At 51.3% G+C, this 17,213-nt stretch carries 20 protein-coding genes and 1 riboswitch; of the genes, 8 read left to right on the plus strand and 12 right to left on the minus strand.

What is annotated here, in order from left to right; all coding sequences use genetic code 11:
* The first annotated feature begins 99 nt into the window (after nt 1-99).
* Nucleotides 100-282 carry a MerR family transcriptional regulator gene (locus RNAN_RS05560; RefSeq protein WP_008219658.1) on the plus strand — a complete coding sequence of 61 codons (183 nt, stop codon included), beginning with the start codon at nt 100-102 and terminating at the stop codon, nt 280-282.
* Here RNAN_RS05560 and RNAN_RS05565 read toward each other — a convergent pair.
* The 5 genes from RNAN_RS05565 to RNAN_RS05585 all read right to left on the minus strand — a co-directional run bounded on the left by RNAN_RS05565 (nt 277) and on the right by RNAN_RS05585 (nt 5,946).
* The gene (locus tag RNAN_RS05565; protein WP_008219659.1) at nt 277-1,161 is read right to left on the minus strand and encodes a phosphotransferase; all 885 of its coding nucleotides are present in this window, start codon (nt 1,159-1,161) and stop codon (nt 277-279) included. The genes RNAN_RS05560 and RNAN_RS05565 overlap by 6 nt on opposite strands.
* A complete protein-coding gene (pnuC, locus tag RNAN_RS05570) occupies nt 1,113-1,742 on the minus strand; it encodes a nicotinamide riboside transporter PnuC (RefSeq protein ID WP_008219661.1) in 630 nt (209 codons plus the stop codon). Before pnuC ends, RNAN_RS05565 begins: the two co-directional genes overlap by 49 nt.
* Nucleotides 1,739-1,987 carry a YkoF family thiamine/hydroxymethylpyrimidine-binding protein gene (locus RNAN_RS05575; RefSeq protein ID WP_008219664.1) on the minus strand — a complete coding sequence of 83 codons (249 nt, stop codon included), beginning with the start codon at nt 1,985-1,987 and terminating at the stop codon, nt 1,739-1,741. The genes pnuC and RNAN_RS05575 overlap by 4 nt, the downstream gene beginning before the upstream one ends.
* A 10-nt stretch (nt 1,988-1,997) precedes the next feature.
* Nucleotides 1,998-4,085 (minus strand): TonB-dependent receptor, encoded by a 2,088-nt coding sequence (locus RNAN_RS05580; protein ID WP_008219666.1) that lies wholly within the window; start codon nt 4,083-4,085, stop codon nt 1,998-2,000.
* Nucleotides 4,086-4,123: 38 nt separating this feature from the next.
* Nucleotides 4,124-4,220, minus strand: a riboswitch (TPP riboswitch).
* A 91-nt stretch (nt 4,221-4,311) separates the two neighbouring features.
* Nucleotides 4,312-5,946: a methyl-accepting chemotaxis protein gene (locus RNAN_RS05585; RefSeq protein ID WP_008219669.1), complete on the minus strand. Its 1,635-nt coding sequence runs from the start codon at nt 5,944-5,946 to the stop codon at nt 4,312-4,314.
* Between the two features lie 137 nt (nt 5,947-6,083).
* On the opposite strand from RNAN_RS05585, the gene RNAN_RS05590 reads away from it, so the two are divergent.
* The 7 genes from RNAN_RS05590 to RNAN_RS05620 all read left to right on the plus strand — a co-directional run bounded on the left by RNAN_RS05590 (nt 6,084) and on the right by RNAN_RS05620 (nt 14,048).
* Nucleotides 6,084-6,863 (plus strand): metalloregulator ArsR/SmtB family transcription factor, encoded by a 780-nt coding sequence (locus RNAN_RS05590; protein WP_008219670.1) that lies wholly within the window; start codon nt 6,084-6,086, stop codon nt 6,861-6,863.
* Nucleotides 6,864-6,874: 11 nt separating this feature from the next.
* Nucleotides 6,875-7,885 (plus strand): ArsJ-associated glyceraldehyde-3-phosphate dehydrogenase, encoded by a 1,011-nt coding sequence (locus RNAN_RS05595; RefSeq protein ID WP_008219672.1) that lies wholly within the window; start codon nt 6,875-6,877, stop codon nt 7,883-7,885.
* A 2-nt stretch (nt 7,886-7,887) separates the two neighbouring features.
* Nucleotides 7,888-9,090, plus strand: a complete 1,203-nt coding sequence (gene arsJ / locus RNAN_RS05600; protein ID WP_008219674.1) for an organoarsenical effux MFS transporter ArsJ — start codon at nt 7,888-7,890, stop codon at nt 9,088-9,090.
* A 56-nt stretch (nt 9,091-9,146) separates the two neighbouring features.
* Complete coding sequence (locus RNAN_RS05605) at nt 9,147-10,016, plus strand: cation diffusion facilitator family transporter (protein ID WP_008219676.1); 870 nt, start codon at nt 9,147-9,149, stop codon at nt 10,014-10,016.
* A gap of 269 nt (nt 10,017-10,285) precedes the next feature.
* A complete protein-coding gene (locus RNAN_RS05610) occupies nt 10,286-11,674 on the plus strand; it encodes a TackOD1 domain-containing metal-binding protein (protein ID WP_008219677.1) in 1,389 nt (462 codons plus the stop codon).
* Nucleotides 11,671-12,999: a glycosyltransferase family 2 protein gene (locus RNAN_RS05615; protein WP_008219679.1), complete on the plus strand. Its 1,329-nt coding sequence runs from the start codon at nt 11,671-11,673 to the stop codon at nt 12,997-12,999. Before RNAN_RS05610 ends, RNAN_RS05615 begins: the two co-directional genes overlap by 4 nt.
* The gene (locus RNAN_RS05620) at nt 12,999-14,048 is read left to right on the plus strand and encodes an HlyD family secretion protein (protein ID WP_008219682.1); all 1,050 of its coding nucleotides are present in this window, start codon (nt 12,999-13,001) and stop codon (nt 14,046-14,048) included. Before RNAN_RS05615 ends, RNAN_RS05620 begins: the two co-directional genes overlap by 1 nt.
* Before the next feature lie 98 nt (nt 14,049-14,146).
* Here the strand turns inward: RNAN_RS05620 and RNAN_RS05625 are convergent, their stop codons facing one another.
* The 7 genes from RNAN_RS05625 to RNAN_RS18870 all read right to left on the minus strand — a co-directional run bounded on the left by RNAN_RS05625 (nt 14,147) and on the right by RNAN_RS18870 (nt 17,185).
* On the minus strand, nt 14,147-14,464 hold the full coding sequence (locus RNAN_RS05625; RefSeq protein WP_040551797.1) for a hypothetical protein: 318 nt from the start codon (nt 14,462-14,464) through the stop codon (nt 14,147-14,149).
* 5 nt (nt 14,465-14,469) lie between these two features.
* A complete protein-coding gene (locus RNAN_RS05630; RefSeq protein ID WP_008219685.1) occupies nt 14,470-14,787 on the minus strand; it encodes a hypothetical protein in 318 nt (105 codons plus the stop codon).
* Between the two features lie 431 nt (nt 14,788-15,218).
* Complete coding sequence (locus RNAN_RS05640; protein WP_148275660.1) at nt 15,219-15,539, minus strand: hypothetical protein; 321 nt, start codon at nt 15,537-15,539, stop codon at nt 15,219-15,221.
* 87 nt (nt 15,540-15,626) lie between these two features.
* Nucleotides 15,627-15,989 (minus strand): hypothetical protein, encoded by a 363-nt coding sequence (locus RNAN_RS05645; RefSeq protein WP_008219689.1) that lies wholly within the window; start codon nt 15,987-15,989, stop codon nt 15,627-15,629.
* Nucleotides 15,990-16,002: 13 nt separating this feature from the next.
* Nucleotides 16,003-16,353 (minus strand): hypothetical protein, encoded by a 351-nt coding sequence (locus RNAN_RS05650; protein ID WP_040551799.1) that lies wholly within the window; start codon nt 16,351-16,353, stop codon nt 16,003-16,005.
* 27 nt (nt 16,354-16,380) lie between these two features.
* Complete coding sequence (locus RNAN_RS05655) at nt 16,381-16,743, minus strand: hypothetical protein (protein WP_008219692.1); 363 nt, start codon at nt 16,741-16,743, stop codon at nt 16,381-16,383.
* A 106-nt stretch (nt 16,744-16,849) separates the two neighbouring features.
* Nucleotides 16,850-17,185: a hypothetical protein gene (locus tag RNAN_RS18870; protein WP_081502270.1), complete on the minus strand. Its 336-nt coding sequence runs from the start codon at nt 17,183-17,185 to the stop codon at nt 16,850-16,852.
* Nucleotides 17,186-17,213 lie beyond the last annotated feature (28 nt).

Here is a 17,213-nt window from a genome sequence, read left to right on the forward strand (position 1 = left end):
TGTGCAAAGTGGGTTTTAACCGCTTGTTTAGCGGGCACTATTCACAAATGGCGCAAACTGGGCTATTACTATCAGGCTAAGTTTATAAAGGAAAACAAGATGGCATTAATGACAGTGGATCAGGTAGCAGAATTTTTAGGCGTGCAGGCAATACGGGTTGAGCGGCTGGCGCGGGAGAACTTGCTGGTACCGGCAGATAAAGACAGCAATGGCAAACCGATGTTTGATGCTGAGGACGTAAAGCGCTACAAAACCCTGGCAGAGCGGCTGGGCGGCTTATAACGGCCTTGCTGCGTTGGCCTGCATCAGCGTGGTTAAACAGCGCTGCCAATGCAGCGCCTGCGCTGTGGTATCTGGCCGCGACAGGTACCATAACCAACAAAACCCACTGTATAACTGCCTGGCCCAGGGCAGTTTTTGCTCGAGCATTGGCAAAAGCTCCGGTACACCGCGCTGTGCTACATACTCTTCTAGCAGTGCCTGTGCCTCCACCTCAGTTAACGTGAAATGCAAACTGATGGCGGCTAAATCCAGGCTGCTGTCCGCGCGCTGACTGTACTCAAAGTCGAGCAACCACAGTCTGTGGTTGGCATACAGTAAGTTACCGGCGTGCAAATCCAGATGACACAATACCGTATCAGCGCTTAGCTGGTGTAACTGCACAGCCGCCTGCTGCAACTGGCGCACCAAGCCCGGCTCTGGCGTTACTGCTGCTGGTAATGCCTGCACCAGTTGCTGCAGGTATTGGCCACAATCGAGCTCGGCACTTTGTACCGCTAACTGATGGTAAGCCGCCAGGGCCCGCACTAAAGCGCTGCGGCCATGCTGCTGATAATCAAAGGGCACACCATCAGCGATATAGTCGCTTAACATCAGCTGATAATGATTATTTAAACACAGCGGCGCCGGTGCTAAACCTCTGGCTGCGGCGGCATGTTGACAGCGCAGCTCCTGCTGGCGACAGATAACCGAGTCGGCCGGATAGCAGCGCAGCACATAGTGGCCTCTGGCGGTTTTTACATAGTAACTTTGGTTACTCTCGCCATGCGATAAGGCGGCAAATTTCAGCACGGGCTGGTCAACAAAAAACTCCAGCTGCTGACACAGCCGCCTTAAGTGCTCAAGCTCACTGCCGGTTGCTGCTGATAGTGACTGCGCCAAATAAAGTACCCAACAATTGCAATAATGGTATACAGCATAAACAAGCCGGTTAAGAAATACAGGTGTTTTTGCGCATAAACATAAATCGACACCGCATCTATTACCACCCAGTACAACCAGTTCGACACCAGTTTACGTGCTACCAGCCAGGTGGCCATCACGCTGAACATGGTGGTTTGCGCATCAATATAAGCAAAGTCAGCCTGCGTATAACCCGCCATAAAGGCACCCAAAGCCAGGCCCGCCAAGGCCGTCAGACCAATGAGCACCGCATGGCGCTGCCAGCGCCACTCATACACCGGGCCCCGCTCGGCTGCGCTGCACTGTTGCAGCTGTCGCCAGCGCCACCAGCCATACAGCGCCATAGCGGCGTAATAAAGCTGCAACAAGGCGTCAGACAATAAGGCCGACTGCCACATCACATGGGTAAATAAAATGGTGCTTAACAGCGCTGCCGGCCAGCACCACAGGCTTTGCCTGAGTGCCAGCACCACATAAGCCAGCGCCAGCACAGTCGCAATAAGCTCGATGCTGTGCATCAGCTGCCACTGCGCTATAGCCTGGCTTAACAGCTGATTCATGGCCGCAAATCACCATGAATAAACTTCACGACAAAGACCACCTTGCCATAGCGCTCGAACGACCACTTAATACAAGCCTGCAGGGCCTGCATCACGCTGTCGTACTCACCAAACAGCTGGGTACTCATGGTGTTGGTGAGCACCTTAATATCCGGGTACTGGTTTAGCTGCTCAATAAAGCCTTTAATCGGGGTAATGTAGTCTTCTGCCAGTGGGTACTTACTAATTTCAACAGACAGTTGCATTAGCGTCTCCTTAGAATTGATAACTGGCACTGGCACCAAAACGGCGCGGCTCGGCGAATTGCTCGTATACATGCGGCTGGTAGCCGTCACGCGGGTCATTACCAAAGTAGAAACCGCGTACACCAATATCCTGATCCAGTGCATTACGTGTCCACAGCGCCAGCTCCCAGTTGGCCAGCTGGTAACTTAAGCGGGCACCTAACAGCTCATAGCGGCTGGAGCGGGCATTATGGCCATCAGAGTAAAAGAAGCTGTCTTTACCCTGTAAACTCAGGTTAAAGGTTAGCGCCTCGGTGATATACCAGTCGGTGGCCAGGCTGTATTGAAAGCGCGGTGCCTGGGCCTGCTCGCGGCCGCTAAAGTTATCACCGTCCAGTGTGACATAGCGGCCTAATTTGGTTTTAAGCCAGCTGGCCGATACAAACAGCGCCAGTTGCGGGTGCAGCTGCAGGCGGTTTTCCATCTCAATACCGTAGTTACGGCCGCTGCCGGCATTATCAATAAAGCCGGCAAATTGCGGGCCGCTATCCGGGTTTAGCCAGCCTTTTACCTGCATATCGTCGCGCCACATATAAAACGCTGCTACCCGGGCGGTGATGCTTTGATCCAGCGCACTGCCCTTTACACCAAACTCGGCGTTATACAGGGTTTCCGGCTTAAAACTGGCTTTGCTGTTCAGCTCGGCTAAATTGCCGTCGGCGGCTTTCGCCAGCGCATCGCCATTTACGCCACCAGCTTTGTAACCACGTGAGGCCAGCAAATAAATAAGTGCCTGATTATTCACCTGGTAATTCAGGCTAATATTGGCGCCCCACATGGTGTCATGGTTTTTAATGGCATTGGCGCTGCTGTCGCTGTAGTCATCGTCATAGCGCTCCAGCCGCAGGCCAGACACCAGGCTCCAGCCACTGTTAAGCGGGGTGGTTAACTCGCCATACACTGCAGCATTAGTGCGGTTTAGGCTGCTGACAAAGCTGTCGGCCTGCCATAAATCCCAGTTCCAGAATTGACGGGTTAAATCAAAGCTTTTGTTGGCAACATAAAGCCCCAACACCCAGTCACTCTGGTCAAGTTTACCTTCGGGTGTAGAAACAAAACGGTAATCCAGTGTTAGTTGGTCACGAGCGCGCAGGTAACGGTCGGTGGTGGAGTATTCATCCGGGTGAATGCCGACATAGCTCCAGTCTTCATCAAAGCCATAATCGCCATCGGCACTGAGCCAGCTTAGCTGGCCCTGAAAGGTGGCAAAGGGCAGGCCGCTGTAATCGGCTTTTACTGCCAGCGCTTTGCTGCGAATTTGATCCTGACCCGGCTCGTCCGATAAGGTGGTGCGGTTACGGTCCAGCGAAAAGGCATCATAGCCGTTATCCTGATCGGTAATATGAGTAATTAACGTCAGCGCCAGCGCATCGGTGGCCTGATACGCCAACTTAGCGCGGCCGGTAAACTCGTCAATGTTATTGGTGTCGTCGCGGTTTAAAAAGGCGTTATCGATAAAGCCGTCTGAGCTTTGCTGCTCTAAAGACAGACTGTAACCCAGCTTGCTATTGAGGCTGTTGCTATACTGCGCTGCCAACTGACGACTAGCATAATTAGCCAGCGTCGCACTGACTTTACCCTCAGCGGTTGCTGTGGGGCCTTTGCTGGTTAAATTTAGCATGCCAGCGAGCGCATTAGCGCCAAAACGGCTGGCTTCCGGGCCGCGAAATACCTCGAGCTGGGCAATATCGCTAATGCCGCTGATGCCTAACCCGGAGTAATCAATGCCGTCGATTAAAATGCCGACTGAAGGGTTTATCGTATCGACAAACTCACTACGCTCGCCAATACCGCGAATTTGAATGTAACGGCCACGCGAGGCGCCGGCAGCAAAATTGACGTTAGCAAACTGGCTGAGTAAATCATCCAGATGCTGCGCCGAGGTGCGCTTGACGTCCTGCTCACTCACCACCGCTATACTACCCGCCAGCTGCTGCACCGACTGCTGGCGTAAATCGCCCTGCACGGTTAGGCGTTCAATAGCGGTTTCAGACGAACTGGCAAGCGCAGCAAAACTGCTACATACGGCTAAGGATAAAATTGAAGGTAAAACACGCATTGTTGTATGAATCTCCAAACTTCAGAGATCACACCAGCTTGAGGAGTTAGCACCATCCCTCCGCCGGTATAATCCGGATCAGGTTCTAAGGGTTCGCCTTAAGGCATCTCAGCTATTGCACCCCTTGGTTGCGCGGCAAGTGTAAAGTGTTTTATTTGTACATGCAATGGACAAACACCGTAGCAACAGGGTGTTTGTCCATAAGCTTGAGGTTTAAAAGGCTGGATTATCGGCTGGCAAACACCTGCCAGTCAGCGTTAAGCTGATTGGCAAGTTGCGTTAACTGCTCACTGGCACCGGTAGCAATGCCGGCGCTATGACTTAACTGGCTGATATTGTCGTTTAAGCGGTGAATATTATCGGCAATATCATCAGTAACCGCTTGTTGCTGCAGCGTAGCACTACAAATACTCTGATTGGCACTGTGAATGCCCTCAACGGCAGAGGCCAGCTGTGCAAAACGCTGGCCGGTATCCTGTGCCAGCTGAACGCTATGGTCGGCTTGCTGGTGTGCCTGCTGGATCACCTGCACCGCGCTGGCAGCCTGCTGTTGCAGCAAGGTCACCATGGTATTGATGGATTCTGTCGCCTGCTGCGTATTGGCTGATAAAGTACGCACTTCATCGGCGACTACGGAGAAACCACGCCCTGCTTCGCCGGCCCGTGCTGCCTCTATCGCCGCATTAAGCGCCAGCAAGTTAGTTTGTTCAGAGATTTTGCGGATCACATCCACCACCGCAGAGATTTGGCCAGACTCCTGCTGCAGCTTTTGCACCACAGCCGCACTTTGTGTCAGTTGCTGTGCTAAAGCCGTAATGCCGCCGGCACTGTCTGCTGCAACGCTACGACCGGATGAGCATAACTGCTCGGCGTGCTGTGCCGCCTGCGCCGCTGCGCGGGCGTTATCGGTAACATCCCGCACGCTGGCACTCATTTGCTCTACTGCTGTGGCCAGCTGCGCGGCCTGCCCGGCCTGATTTGCAGCGCTGTGGCTTACGGTGTCACTACTTTGAAATACCGCTGATGCCTGTTCATTTAACGCACTGGCACTGCTGCCTAACTTGGCTACCAACTGTTCAAAGTGACTGATCATCTGGTTTAGCGCCTGCGCCGCTTGTGCAATTTCATCGCTGCCCTGCGCATTAGCGCGCAGGCTTAGATCTGAATGTTGCTGCACTGCCTGTAGCAGGTCACGCAGTGCCCAAAGCGGCCGGCAAACAGAGCGCTGTACCCGCCAGATCAGCAAACTTATTAGCAGAAATAACCCCAGTGCCGACACCACAAAACCCTGCACCAGCAACCCGGTAAAGTGGCTGGCCTCATCACGCACTGTCGCGCCTGCGGCGAGCTGTTGTTGAATAAAAGCCTCAGCTAATTTGGTAAAGCCGGTAATGCGCAGCTCTACTTCATTATTTACCGTAGACTCATTCAGGATCCGTACCAGCAAGGCGTCACTGCCGGCATAACTGATCCACTCTTCATAATGCTTAGCTGCCTTACTAAAAGCGCTATCCAGCTCTGCGTAGTAAGCCTCGTCAGCGTGAGAGGGACGCGCTGCGATAAAGGCCTGCCAATGCTGCTGCGCGGTAGCCAGCTGCTGTTTAATTGCCTGCTCGGTCGCCTCAGCTGATGCCCAGCCAGTGCGGTATTTGCGGATATCCTGCAGTGCACTTTGCTGCAGAATTTGCTGCACCGCCATCACATCCGACAGTATGGCCAGATGATCGTCATACAGCTTGTTAAACAATTTGTCTTTTTGTTGGATGCTGAAAAACGCTGCCCCCAGCACCAGCGCTAATACCAGCAGCGGAATAATACCCAGTAGTAACACACGTGACGAGATAGACAACCTGGACAACATAACAGGCCCGTTTGGCAAGAAGTGATGCTGCGCAGTCTAGCCAGAGCAGATGACATTTATATGACAATTCACATCAACCATTGACATACCCAACTTAGCATATATGATATTTCACATATTCAAACAGGCACATAACCATGAGCACACCTTCGCTGATCTTTATCTGTACCGGCAATTCAGCCCGCTCGCAGCTGGCGGAAGCCTTGTTCAAACACATGGCCGGTAATAGCTTTGATGTATACAGTGCCGGCACAGCCCCTGAACCGGTCGACCCGCGGGTATTTGAGGTACTGGCCGCCCGGCACATCAGCACCAATGGCCTGCACAGTAAGGAGCTGGCAAGTCTGAGCGATAAGTATTTTGACTATGCGATTACGCTGTGCGATAAAGCGCGTCAGAGCTGTATAACGCAGGTAAAGGCCGCACAGGTCCTGGCCTGGGACTTTGCTGACCCTAAACCGACAGCCGGCGTCAAAGCTTTTGATGTAGTACTTAACGAGCTAAGTGAAAGAATTAAGTACTTTTTATTATTCAGCCAAAAGTACCGCAACCCAACCGAACAATTAACTGATGCGCTCAGCTTTTATAAAGCGCTGGCCGACGATACGCGGCTAAAAACCCTGCTGCTTATTCAGCAACAGCAGGAACTCTGTGTCTGTGAACTGACTACGGCATTAAACGAAACGCAACCGAAAATCTCGCGTCATTTAGCCCAGCTACGCAAAGCCGCCATCCTGCAAGACCGCCGTCACGGTCAATGGGTGTTCTACCGCCTGGCCGACAACTTGCCAGCCTGGGCTGTTGAGGTACTGCGCCTTACCGCGCAGAGCAACGCGCAACTGATAAGCGCCAATCTCAGCGCACTGAACCAAATGGGCGACCGGCCACAACGGGCCGCACTCTGTAACGCTAATTAAAGGATCTTCAGATGACAATTAAAATAGGTATTAATGGCTTTGGCCGTATTGGCCGGCTGGCACTGCGTGCAGCTTTTGACTGGCCAGAGTTTGACTTTGTTAAGATTAACGACCCGGCCGCCGATGCTGCGACCTTTGCCCATTTACTGAACTTCGACTCGGTACATGGCATCTGGCGCCATAACGCCACCAGTGATGGCGACAGCATACTCGTTAACGGCAAACGTATTAGCGTTAGCCAAAACAAGACCATTGCTGATACCGACTGGTCGGGCTGTGACGTAGTCATTGAAGCCTCTGGCAAGATGAAAAGCCAGGCGGTATTGCAGGCTTACTTAGCGCAAGGCGTAAAACGGGTGGTAGTAACAGCACCGGTAAAAGAGCCCGGTGTATTAAACGTGGTGATGGGCGTGAACCAGCAGCTGTATAACAAAGAGTTACACCCCATAGTCACCGCCGCCAGCTGCACCACGAATTGTTTGGCGCCGGTAGTAAAAGTGATCCATGAAAAGCTGGGCATTAAGCATGGCAGCATTACCACTATTCACGATTTAACCAATACCCAAAGCATTCTGGATACGCCACACAAAGACTTACGCCGCGCCCGCGCTTGCGGCAGCAGCCTGATCCCGACCACCACAGGTTCGGCTACCGCCATTACCGAGATTTTCCCTGAGTTAAAAGGCCGTTTAAATGGCCATGCCGTGCGGGTACCGCTGGCCAATGCCTCGCTAACCGACTGCGTATTTGAAGTTGAGCGCGCCACCACTGCCGGGGAAGTTAACGCCCTGCTGCAAGCGGCCGCAGAGGGGGAGCTTAAAGGTATTCTCGGCTATGAAGCGCGGCCGCTGGTGTCGGTGGATTATAAAACCGATCCACGCTCCAGTATTATCGATGCGCTCTCGACCCTGGTAGTTAACGGTACCCAGGTGAAAATTTATGCCTGGTACGATAACGAATGGGGTTACGCCAACCGCACGGTAGAGCTGGCCAAACTGGTTGGTTTGCAGGATAAAGCCTAAACATGCTTGCTAACCTAAGCGCACCGGTGCGGCAGTATCTGCTGGTAACGGGCAACTACTGGGCCTTTACCTTAACCGATGGTGCACTGCGCATGCTGGTGGTGCTGCATTTTTACAGCCTGGGCTACAGTGGCCTGGCCATTGCTATGCTGTTTTTGTTTTATGAAATCTTTGGCGTTATTACCAATTTGGTCGGCGGCTGGTTAGGCGCCCGCATTGGCCTGAATAACACCATGAATATCGGCTTATTGCTGCAAATACTGGCACTGGGTATGTTGCTGCTACCGGCCGAGTACTTAATTGTACCCTGGGTAATGGCAGCCCAGGCGCTATCGGGCATTGCCAAAGACTTAAATAAAATGAGCGCCAAAAGCAGCATCAAGCTGTTGGTGGCGGACAGCGCCCAAAGCACCCTGTTTAAGTGGGTAGCGATGCTTACCGGCTCGAAAAATGCACTAAAAGGCATCGGCTTTTTTGTTGGCGGTTTGCTGCTAAGTGTGTACGGTTTTCAACGGGCAATTTTACTGATGCTGCTGATGCTGTTGGCCGTCTGGCTCATTAGCCTGTGGCGGCTAAAAACGGATTTAGGCAAAGCGAAGCACAAAGCCAAATTTAAGGATTTGCTGTCAAAAAGCCGCGCCATTAATGTGCTCTCTGGCGCCCGCCTGCTGCTATTTGCCGCCCGCGATGTCTGGTTTGTTATTGCGCTGCCGCTCACGCTGGCCAGTCAGTTTGGCTGGAGCCACTGGGCAGTGGGTAGCTTTCTTGCGCTGTGGGTTATCGGTTATGGCGCGGTACAAAGTATCGCGCCGGCACTTAGCAGCAAAAACCGCCTGCCCGATGGCCGAACCCTAACCCTATGGGCACTGCTGCTGTGCGCCATACCGGCCGCTATCGCGATAGCCTTGCAACAAAACTGGCACAGCGAACTTGTATTGCTCGCTGGCTTGTTGCTATTTGGTGCGGTGTTTGCGGTTAACTCGTCCTTGCACAGCTATATGATAGTGCGCTTTGCCAATAGCGATGGCGTCTCGCTCGATGTCGGCTTTTACTATATGGCCAATGCGATGGGCCGGCTGCTTGGCACCGTGTTGTCTGGCTGGGTGTATCAGCAGGCCGGTTTAGCCGCCTGTTTATGGATTTCCAGCGCCTTGTTAGTCGCCACCGTGCTGGTCTCGGCTTTATTGCCAAAACAGCAGGCATGACAAGCAGTTAAGCATGCTCTACACTGCAGTGGTTGCCGTGCTTTTAAGGTAAACCCATGCTTAACCTGCGCCCGCGTCAGCTGTTGCTATTATCGTTACTGGCAGCCTTTATCACCATGGCGCTAAAAACCCTGGCCTGGTACCTTACCGGCTCGGGGGGGTTTTTGTCTGATGCAATAGAATCACTGGTGAATGTCGCCGGTGCTGGTTTTGCCCTGGCAATGGTAAGCCTGGCAAGACGCCCGGCTGATGACAGCCACCCTTATGGCCACAGCAAAGCAGAATACCTCTCAGCCGCCTTTGAAGGTGGGCTTATTTTTATCGCTGCCATCGCCATTTTTATTACCGCCACAGAGCGGCTAATTAACCCGCAACCTATCGCCACACTAGGTGTAGGCACCGCCCTTACTGTGCTGGCCAGCCTGATTAACCTTAGCATAGCGCTGTTGCTGCTACGCGGCGGTAAGCAGCATGGCTCCCCTGCGCTGGAAGGCGATGGCAAACATTTAATGACCGATGTCTGGACCACGGCAGGCGTCGTGCTGGGCGTAACACTGGCCGCTGTGAGCGGTTACAGCTGGCTTGACCCGTTAGTCGCCATTGCCGTAGCGCTGCACATACTGCATGAAGGCGGTGGTATTTTATACCGCGCTGTTAATGGCCTGATGGATAAAGCCCTACCCGATGCCACCTTACAACAGATTGAGCACACGCTGGCCGGCTTTAGCAACAACCATATCCAGTTTACTGAGCTGCGCAGCCGCGCCGCAGCCACACTCAAGTTTGCCGAAGCGAAAATGTTGGTCCCCGGCCACTGGAGTGTAGCGCAGGCGCATCAGTTGGCCGATAAGGTAGAGCTGGCCGTTAAGCAACTGGGGGTAGAACTGGTACTGCATATTGAACCGCAAACAACCTGCAGCAAATAATCTGGCTGCTCATTATTTTCAATAAGAAGCTATCTTTACACTTTCGCGCCAAAGAATAACTTAAAAAACCAGCAAACTGCCGTTATAATACGCAATGTCTATATAAAAAGGTAAATAAGGCTTTAATAATTAAATATAAATTAATAATGTTATTAAATTATATTTATAAGCTTTATTTATTAACATTTATATAGCAAGGCATGCAATGACGCCGCCCGGTTAACCACAATGGACGTAAACCCTTCACCCGTTGTTGATCAGGTTGTAGCATGTCTGAAGTGTCATCGCATTCCCACACTGTTAGTTTACCCCACCCTTATTATTTATGGATTGGCCAGCGCGATCCTCTACCCTGGCACCCGTGGTTTGACAGTGTTAACTGCGCCGAAGACATTGCTGCGGCGGGTAAGGCACCCGAACTGATTGTGCTTGCGGTGCAGTCTGAAGAGCAGGATACGCTGCTGCAAAACCTGCGCCGCTGTGCGCTTACCTCACATTGCCTGATCCTGGTGCTGCATGAAAGCGCGCTGTCGCCCTATTTAGCCAACGGTGTCTGGAGCAGCAATTACAAAGAAAAAGTACAGTTTTATCAGGCACGCAAACAGCAACTGAAGCTGGATTATCAGGATGACGTCAGCCATAAATTGCTGGCCTATTTATGGCTGCATGACGAAATACTGCTGCCGCATGCTGTGCCGGCCAAAGCCTTTTTATACCAGTACCCGCTGCTAAAAGCCTGGGGCCTGACGGCAGAAGACAGCTTTAGCTGGTTAACCGGCTTAAAACAGCAGGGCTATCTGGACGACAACAAACTGCACAATCGCGTCAGGTTTTGCCCGTCCTGCCGCTCGGGCCATTTGAACTATATTGATGTCTGCCCCAGTTGTCACAGTATCGACACTCAGCCACAAAGCAGCCTGCACTGTTTTAGCTGTGGCCATGTTGGCGAGCAGAGCAGCTTTCGTAAGCTATCCACCCTAAGCTGCCCGAACTGCCTGCAGCAGCTACGCCATATCGGTGTCGACTACGACAGACCGATAGAAAACCAGCACTGCAACAGCTGTGATACGCTGTTTACCGATGCATTGGTACAGGCCGAGTGTCTGCACTGTCACAGCCACACGGCGGTGTCAGACTTGCAGGTGCGCAATGTTTACAGCTACAAACTGGCCACCGCTGGCCGTACTCTGCTGCGTCAGGGCCGGCTGCACTCGTTATTTAGCCTGACACCGGGCGAACAAATGCCGGTAGCGCAGTTTTACTGGCTGATCGACTGGCAAAATAAGCTGGCGAAACGGCACAAACAAACCCACAGCATTTTGTCGGTGCAGATCCTTAACTTAAACCCGTTTTTGGCCAGTGTCGGCGAAAGCAAAGGGCTGGCACAGCTGGATGCGCTGCAAGAGCGGCTGCGCAATGTGATAAGGGTTACCGATGCCTGCAGCAACTACAGCCGCGACGGCTTACTGATGCTGTTGCCGCTGACTGACATTAAGCAAATTAAGCCGGTGCACGCCAAGCTGTTAGAGCTGCAACAGAAGCAAGCCGGCACCGCACTAGAACTCTGCATTAAAGTGGTAAGCTTACCGGCAAACATTGGTGACAATGTGGCCGACTGGCTCACCGACGAGCTGGTAAAGGCTACGCCGCTGACATGAGCCAGTTCAATACGCTAAGCTATATCCTGCTGGATATGTGGCATGCCATCAGCACGCATTTGCCGTTACTGGTGTGGCTGCTGCCACTGGTACTGCTGTACGAGCTGCCGCTGATGCTGCTGGTGGTTAGCGGCATAGTACGGTTTTACCAGCAGCGTTATATGACGATACCGCGCCAGTCGCTGTACCTGCCCGATGTCAGCTGCATTATTACCTGCTATGGCGAAGGTGACGCGGTAACAGCCACCATCAGCTCATTGGCCGAGCAAACCTATGATGGCAAGGTGGAAATTATTGCTGTGGTCGATGGCGCCGTGCAAAACAGCCATACCTATCAGGCGGCGAAAGCCGCTGCAGCGGCCTGTAACTTACCCAACCGGCGCATCATCGTGTTACCCAAATGGCAGCGTGGCGGCCGGGTATCAACGCTTAATGCCGGTTTAAGTATAGCCAGCGGCGAGATTGTGATGAACGCCGATGCCGACACCTCCTTTGATAACAATATGATAAGCGAAGTGGTGCCCTACTTTGCCGACCCCAATGTACCGGCGCTGGGCGGTGCGTTACGGGTGCGTAATGTCGGCGACAGCCTGCTCACCCGGATGCAGGCAATAGAATATCTGATCTCGATGCAGGGCGGCAAAACCGGTCTGGCGCAGTGGAATTTGCTCAATAACATCAGCGGCGCCTTCGGCGCCTTTCGCCGCAGCTTTTTGCAACAAATTGGCGGCTGGGATACCCACACCGCCGAAGACTTAGATTTAACGGTACGCATTAAGCAATACTTTGGCCGTCATCCTAATTTACGCATACCCTTTGCCACCCTGGCCATTGGCCATACCGATGCGCCGGCCGATTTAAAAACGCTGGTGCTGCAGCGGCTGCGCTGGGATGGCGACCTGCTGTTTTTATACTTTCGTAAGCACTGGCCGGCCTTTAGCCCGCGCCTGCTTGGCATGAGTACCTTTGTCTTTACCCTGCTGTACGGTTTTATGCAAAACGTGTTAATGCCCTTTGTGATTGTCGGTTATAGCGTTGGCCTGGCACTGAGCTTTCCGTGGCAGTTTTTAGTCTCTATCGGCGTAACCATTTATTTGCTGTATCTGGCAGCGCTGGGCTTCTTTTATTTGCTGGTGCTTATCGCCATTTCCGAGCGGATCAGGCAGGACATCCGCTTATTGCCCTTTTTACCGCTGTACCCGTTCTACGCCTTTTTTATGCGTTTGGTCTGCATGTTTGCCTTATTAAATGAAGTGGTGCGCCGCTCGCACGAAGAAAGTTCTATGGCGCCCTGGTGGGTGCTGAAACGGGGAAGAAAGTTTTAATGAAAATTAATTATCAGCCAAGCAGCAAAGCCAGCCAGCCCACCGTGGAGCAGGGGCTGAAAGTCGACTACGCGGCAGCCAAACGCGGTGCCTATAAAGCGCGTTGGTATATGCTGCTGGCGTTAGTGCTCTTGCCAGTGCTACTGGTACTGTGGGTACTGCTTAGGCCACAACTGCTGATCCTGGCGCCCGGCCTTATCAGCACCGAGCCGCTGGAGCTGCGCTCGCCGGCCAATGCCCGTTTAGTCAGTATTGCCGTTACCAAAGGCCAAAACATAGACAGCGGCAGCCTGCTACTGCAGTTGCAAGACCCGCAACTGGATGCGCAAATAACTGAGCTGCAACAGCAGCTGGCACAACTGGCGCAACCGGTAGCGGTATCCGATCAGGCAATATTACAGCAGCGGCAGGCCAGCATTAGCATTGCCGAGCAGGCCGTTACCCAGCAAAGCGAGTACCTGAGCAGCTACCAGAATTTTAAGCGCTCGGGCTTAGTGCTAACCCATGAAATGGCCGCCGTGCAGCAAACGCTGACCAACGCCAAACTGGCGTTAGAGCAGGCTAAAACCGATACCTTGCAGCTCAGCCAGCAGCAACAAATGCAACAACTGGCCGGCAGCGTGGCCCAGGCCCGCCGCCAGCTACAACAAGCCCTGGCGCAGCTGCAAGCACAACAACAGCAGCTGGCAATTACCGCTTTATCGGCCGGCCGGGTGATTGATATTCAGGTAAAAGCCGGCGAATTTGTCCAGCAAAACCAGCCGCTTTTGCTGCTATCCAACCGGCCTGCACCGGTGATTTTCGGCTATCTTGAGCCAAAGTACCTCGATTATGCCAAGGTAGGCGGCAACGCAACGGTACGGCTGCCCAACGGTGATAAAGTGCGCGCTACTATTACCGAGCCCGCCCAGCTGCTGGAGCGCCTGCCGGCGAAATTAGCCGGCCCGTTCGATGGCGAACAGGCAGTACTTAAACTCACCTTAACGCCTGAGCAACCGATTACCGACATTGAAGGGGTGCCGGTTGAAATCAGCTTTGATTGGTTGTGATAAACACTAAAGACAAAAAAGGCCTGAATTATCAGGCCTTAATACTCTTTAACTCACATCGCTAGCCGCGTGATTTTTAGTACATGTAAGCAGGACTGTTATTCATCAACCTCTGACAGCCCCGAAATAATGCAGGTGGTATGGCTGTTATCTACTACATAGCGTAACTTTTTACCCCTAGCTTTCGCTGACAACGCATAGGCATATAACGCTTTATCGAACTCAGTACCAGACATATTAATTTGCGCTCTGGCATATGAACAGTGCGGCGCCATTTGCGGCGAACCGATATATGCTACGCCATTATTTAAAGACAAAGACCAATCAGACAGAGTGGTTGCCGGCCAATAGCGTGCAGCTTCACTCTGAACACTTACAGACAATAAAATAAAGCTAAAAACAGGTAAAATTCTCATATCTTTTAATCGCTATAGGTCCTGAGTAGATAAGCGCTCACACTGTAATTGGTACTGGAGCAGTCATATGCTGCATCTTTATAGGCCATACTGACACGCTTCCCGGCCATCTGCGCAGCAAGTAATGCAGACAAACGCTCGCGCGTACCAGGCTCATCCAACACACCCAGCCGACGCCAGGGATAGCCCTTTTGCAGATACAACACATGGTTTGATTCGATCTGAATATTCTGCACCACTGCTGGTGGGCAATCTTTTCTGGCTAGTGCAGAAAAGCTGACAAAGGTACCAACTGCCAGCATTAAATAGGATGATTTTTTCACAATGGCTTCCCTTTCTATTTAGACTTATTTACCCAACCCGGTGAATCTGAATATAACCGTTTGCACAGCTACCCGTGGCATCATAACCAATATTAACAACCTCTTTGGACGCGTATGCTGTAAGTAAACGGGATAGCAGCATTTGTCGGCGCTCGTAGGGCACACTCGCAGGTATGACAAAATAATTGGGGTTACAAGTAGGGTGATTGGATGGTTGGTTCTTCAATATAACGTAGATATGGTCTGCATCTGTGTATACGTAAATACCTTGTATCTCACCGCGCATATTAGCGTTATAGGCAGCTTGGCTTGTAAAACTAATCAACAGGCCTAGTATAATTAAAACTTTATTCATTTACTTCATTTCCAACCGGGTTAAGGTTTCAATACCGTTATGCAAATCACATAAGTTATTGCCCACGAAGCGAGCTTTAACGAGCTACTCTAAAGCGGTTAACCACAGCAGAGCATGTAACAGGTCGGTTTTCGATAATCAGCTCAACGCGCTTTCCAGCCATAAACGCAGCGATCAACACTGACACTTGGGTGTTATAATCTGCGGCATTTATATCCAAAACGAACCGGCTCCCCCCCTCACAACTACTTAACTCGGTATTTTTATACACGGTATTAAATATTAAACCGCCTTGGGTTGGATACAATTTGGTTATCTCAGTTAAACCACTCAATGTCTCAGCCGCTTGTACCGGCAAGCCAAACAATAATGTAAAAAAGCAAATGATTCCTTTCAATTTTATTACCTCTTTATTCGAGCTTTTGCAGATTGACATAGTTGATTACAACTGAACTTACTCGGTAATTCTGACGCGAATGAGACTTTAATTAATGACAAAATGTCGAATATTGGCTACCGACCAGCTACCCCAACTACTGCAACTGGAAGGAACTTGATCACCATCGAAGTAAACGCTGCTTAGCGTTTTGCCGGCTAACTTAGCGGCTAAAAAGGTGCTGTACATGGTTTGGCAGGTTTGCGGCCCGGTTTTATAGGGCGTGCCGCTTACTACCCACTCGCTGTCAGGGCTGCAAAAAAACACCGCTGTATTCATATTGCTAAGTTTAATCATCAACTTGTTGTTAGCATGGTATGCCAACATATCTACAGTGCCACTGCATACCAGCTCAGCAGAGTTAGCACTAATGCTGCATGCCATCAGCGCTCCTACTATTAGCTTTTTCATCTTACATCCTTATTTACGACTGGCCTTCCAGCATAACGTAAGCCGGGGTTGGCGCGCCGTTATAACTTGGAATTTCACTGCAACTACCCTGCCCACCATACATTAAGCGCACGCTACGATTGCCCTGCCAGGCTGTCGTGGCAAAAGATGCCCATAACGAACACGTCACCGTGCCCGGCGTTGCCTCGTTCAGATTACAAATACGCGTCCAGTCGTTGCGCCAACTGCCGTTTATAATCACATCACCAGACGAGTTGATATACACGCCAGCCAATTTGCCGCTGCACCAGATGTTTGCACTGGCCGGGACAGCAATGAATAATGCCGCCGCAACACAACAGCATTTTATGAAATTTTCAAGCATCGTGTTTTCCTATTAAGTAACTGATAGCTACCACGGCATGGTACCCACTTTAATGCCAATAAAATCCTGTGCATTAGCCCAACTGGTGCAGCTAGAGGTAGCATTGATATCAACATTAGTCTCACCTTTGGCGTACGCTGTCATAACCAGTGCGACCACATCTTTAAATGCAGGCGAGCTGCTGTCGATAGCAAAGCGGCCTGTAGTCGCACAAGCAGGCATTGTGCTTTTATCACCGCTAATATCAATCAGCAGAATGCTTTTACCGGCAGAGGCAAATACCCCAGCGCCGATAATGGTACGGTCTCTAAAGTACTCTGCGGCTTGTAATGTTGGCAGGCTAAACAGCAGCAAAAACAAACCTGCCGCTAGGTTTTTTATTTTTAACATGCCCTATATTTCCTTTCAGTTTAATAAACAGGTTAAACAGCCAGGAATACGATTTTTACCTACAAAAACAGCCAACTACACACCTAGCATTTAACCCAGACAATCCTTAATTCACAGATATGTAACCTATATGGCAATAGCCATCAGAGGCATTATTTTGTCTATTTGTGTAAAGGGTTACGCTTTGTTTTGCGGCCTTCGCTGCGAGCAAAACAGCTACATAGGTTTGGTAGTTACTATCTGCTTCATTTATGTATGCCCAAGTATGTGAATTGCCGCAAAGAAGCGGCCCCCCTTCCAGACTGACACGAAACCCATAATTATTACCACCTGTAACATCAATAGTGCGAATATGCCCGGTAGTCATACCGTCCCATGCCACAACATTGGGTGATGACAGTGCTAAGAAGGCTAGGCAGATCAAACGTTGTTTAAGACTCATCGTTGTTATAAATCCCCGATTTAAAAGT

Origin of the sequence: Rheinheimera nanhaiensis E407-8 (genome assembly GCF_000296695.1) — a bacterium.
Lineage (GTDB): Bacteria > Pseudomonadota > Gammaproteobacteria > Enterobacterales > Alteromonadaceae > Alishewanella > Alishewanella nanhaiensis.

What these genes read in the sequence shown, in the direction of transcription:
- RNAN_RS05560 (WP_008219658.1), top strand. Translation starts at nt 100, where the DNA reads ATGGCATTAATGACAGTGGATCAGGTAGCAGAATTTTTAGGCGTGCAG.
- pnuC (WP_008219661.1), bottom strand. Translation starts at nt 1,742, where the DNA reads ATGAATCAGCTGTTAAGCCAGGCTATAGCGCAGTGGCAGCTGATGCAC.
- RNAN_RS05575 (WP_008219664.1), bottom strand. Translation starts at nt 1,987, where the DNA reads ATGCAACTGTCTGTTGAAATTAGTAAGTACCCACTGGCAGAAGACTAC.
- RNAN_RS05580 (WP_008219666.1), bottom strand. Translation starts at nt 4,085, where the DNA reads ATGCGTGTTTTACCTTCAATTTTATCCTTAGCCGTATGTAGCAGTTTT.
- RNAN_RS05585 (WP_008219669.1), bottom strand. Translation starts at nt 5,946, where the DNA reads ATGTTGTCCAGGTTGTCTATCTCGTCACGTGTGTTACTACTGGGTATT.
- RNAN_RS05590 (WP_008219670.1), top strand. Translation starts at nt 6,084, where the DNA reads ATGAGCACACCTTCGCTGATCTTTATCTGTACCGGCAATTCAGCCCGC.
- RNAN_RS05595 (WP_008219672.1), top strand. Translation starts at nt 6,875, where the DNA reads ATGACAATTAAAATAGGTATTAATGGCTTTGGCCGTATTGGCCGGCTG.
- arsJ (WP_008219674.1), top strand. Translation starts at nt 7,888, where the DNA reads ATGCTTGCTAACCTAAGCGCACCGGTGCGGCAGTATCTGCTGGTAACG.
- RNAN_RS05605 (WP_008219676.1), top strand. Translation starts at nt 9,147, where the DNA reads ATGCTTAACCTGCGCCCGCGTCAGCTGTTGCTATTATCGTTACTGGCA.
- RNAN_RS05610 (WP_008219677.1), top strand. Translation starts at nt 10,286, where the DNA reads ATGTCTGAAGTGTCATCGCATTCCCACACTGTTAGTTTACCCCACCCT.
- RNAN_RS05615 (WP_008219679.1), top strand. Translation starts at nt 11,671, where the DNA reads ATGAGCCAGTTCAATACGCTAAGCTATATCCTGCTGGATATGTGGCAT.
- RNAN_RS05620 (WP_008219682.1), top strand. Translation starts at nt 12,999, where the DNA reads ATGAAAATTAATTATCAGCCAAGCAGCAAAGCCAGCCAGCCCACCGTG.
- RNAN_RS05625 (WP_040551797.1), bottom strand. Translation starts at nt 14,464, where the DNA reads ATGAGAATTTTACCTGTTTTTAGCTTTATTTTATTGTCTGTAAGTGTT.
- RNAN_RS05645 (WP_008219689.1), bottom strand. Translation starts at nt 15,989, where the DNA reads ATGAAAAAGCTAATAGTAGGAGCGCTGATGGCATGCAGCATTAGTGCT.
- RNAN_RS05650 (WP_040551799.1), bottom strand. Translation starts at nt 16,353, where the DNA reads ATGCTTGAAAATTTCATAAAATGCTGTTGTGTTGCGGCGGCATTATTC.
- RNAN_RS05655 (WP_008219692.1), bottom strand. Translation starts at nt 16,743, where the DNA reads ATGTTAAAAATAAAAAACCTAGCGGCAGGTTTGTTTTTGCTGCTGTTT.
- RNAN_RS18870 (WP_081502270.1), bottom strand. Translation starts at nt 17,185, where the DNA reads ATGAGTCTTAAACAACGTTTGATCTGCCTAGCCTTCTTAGCACTGTCA.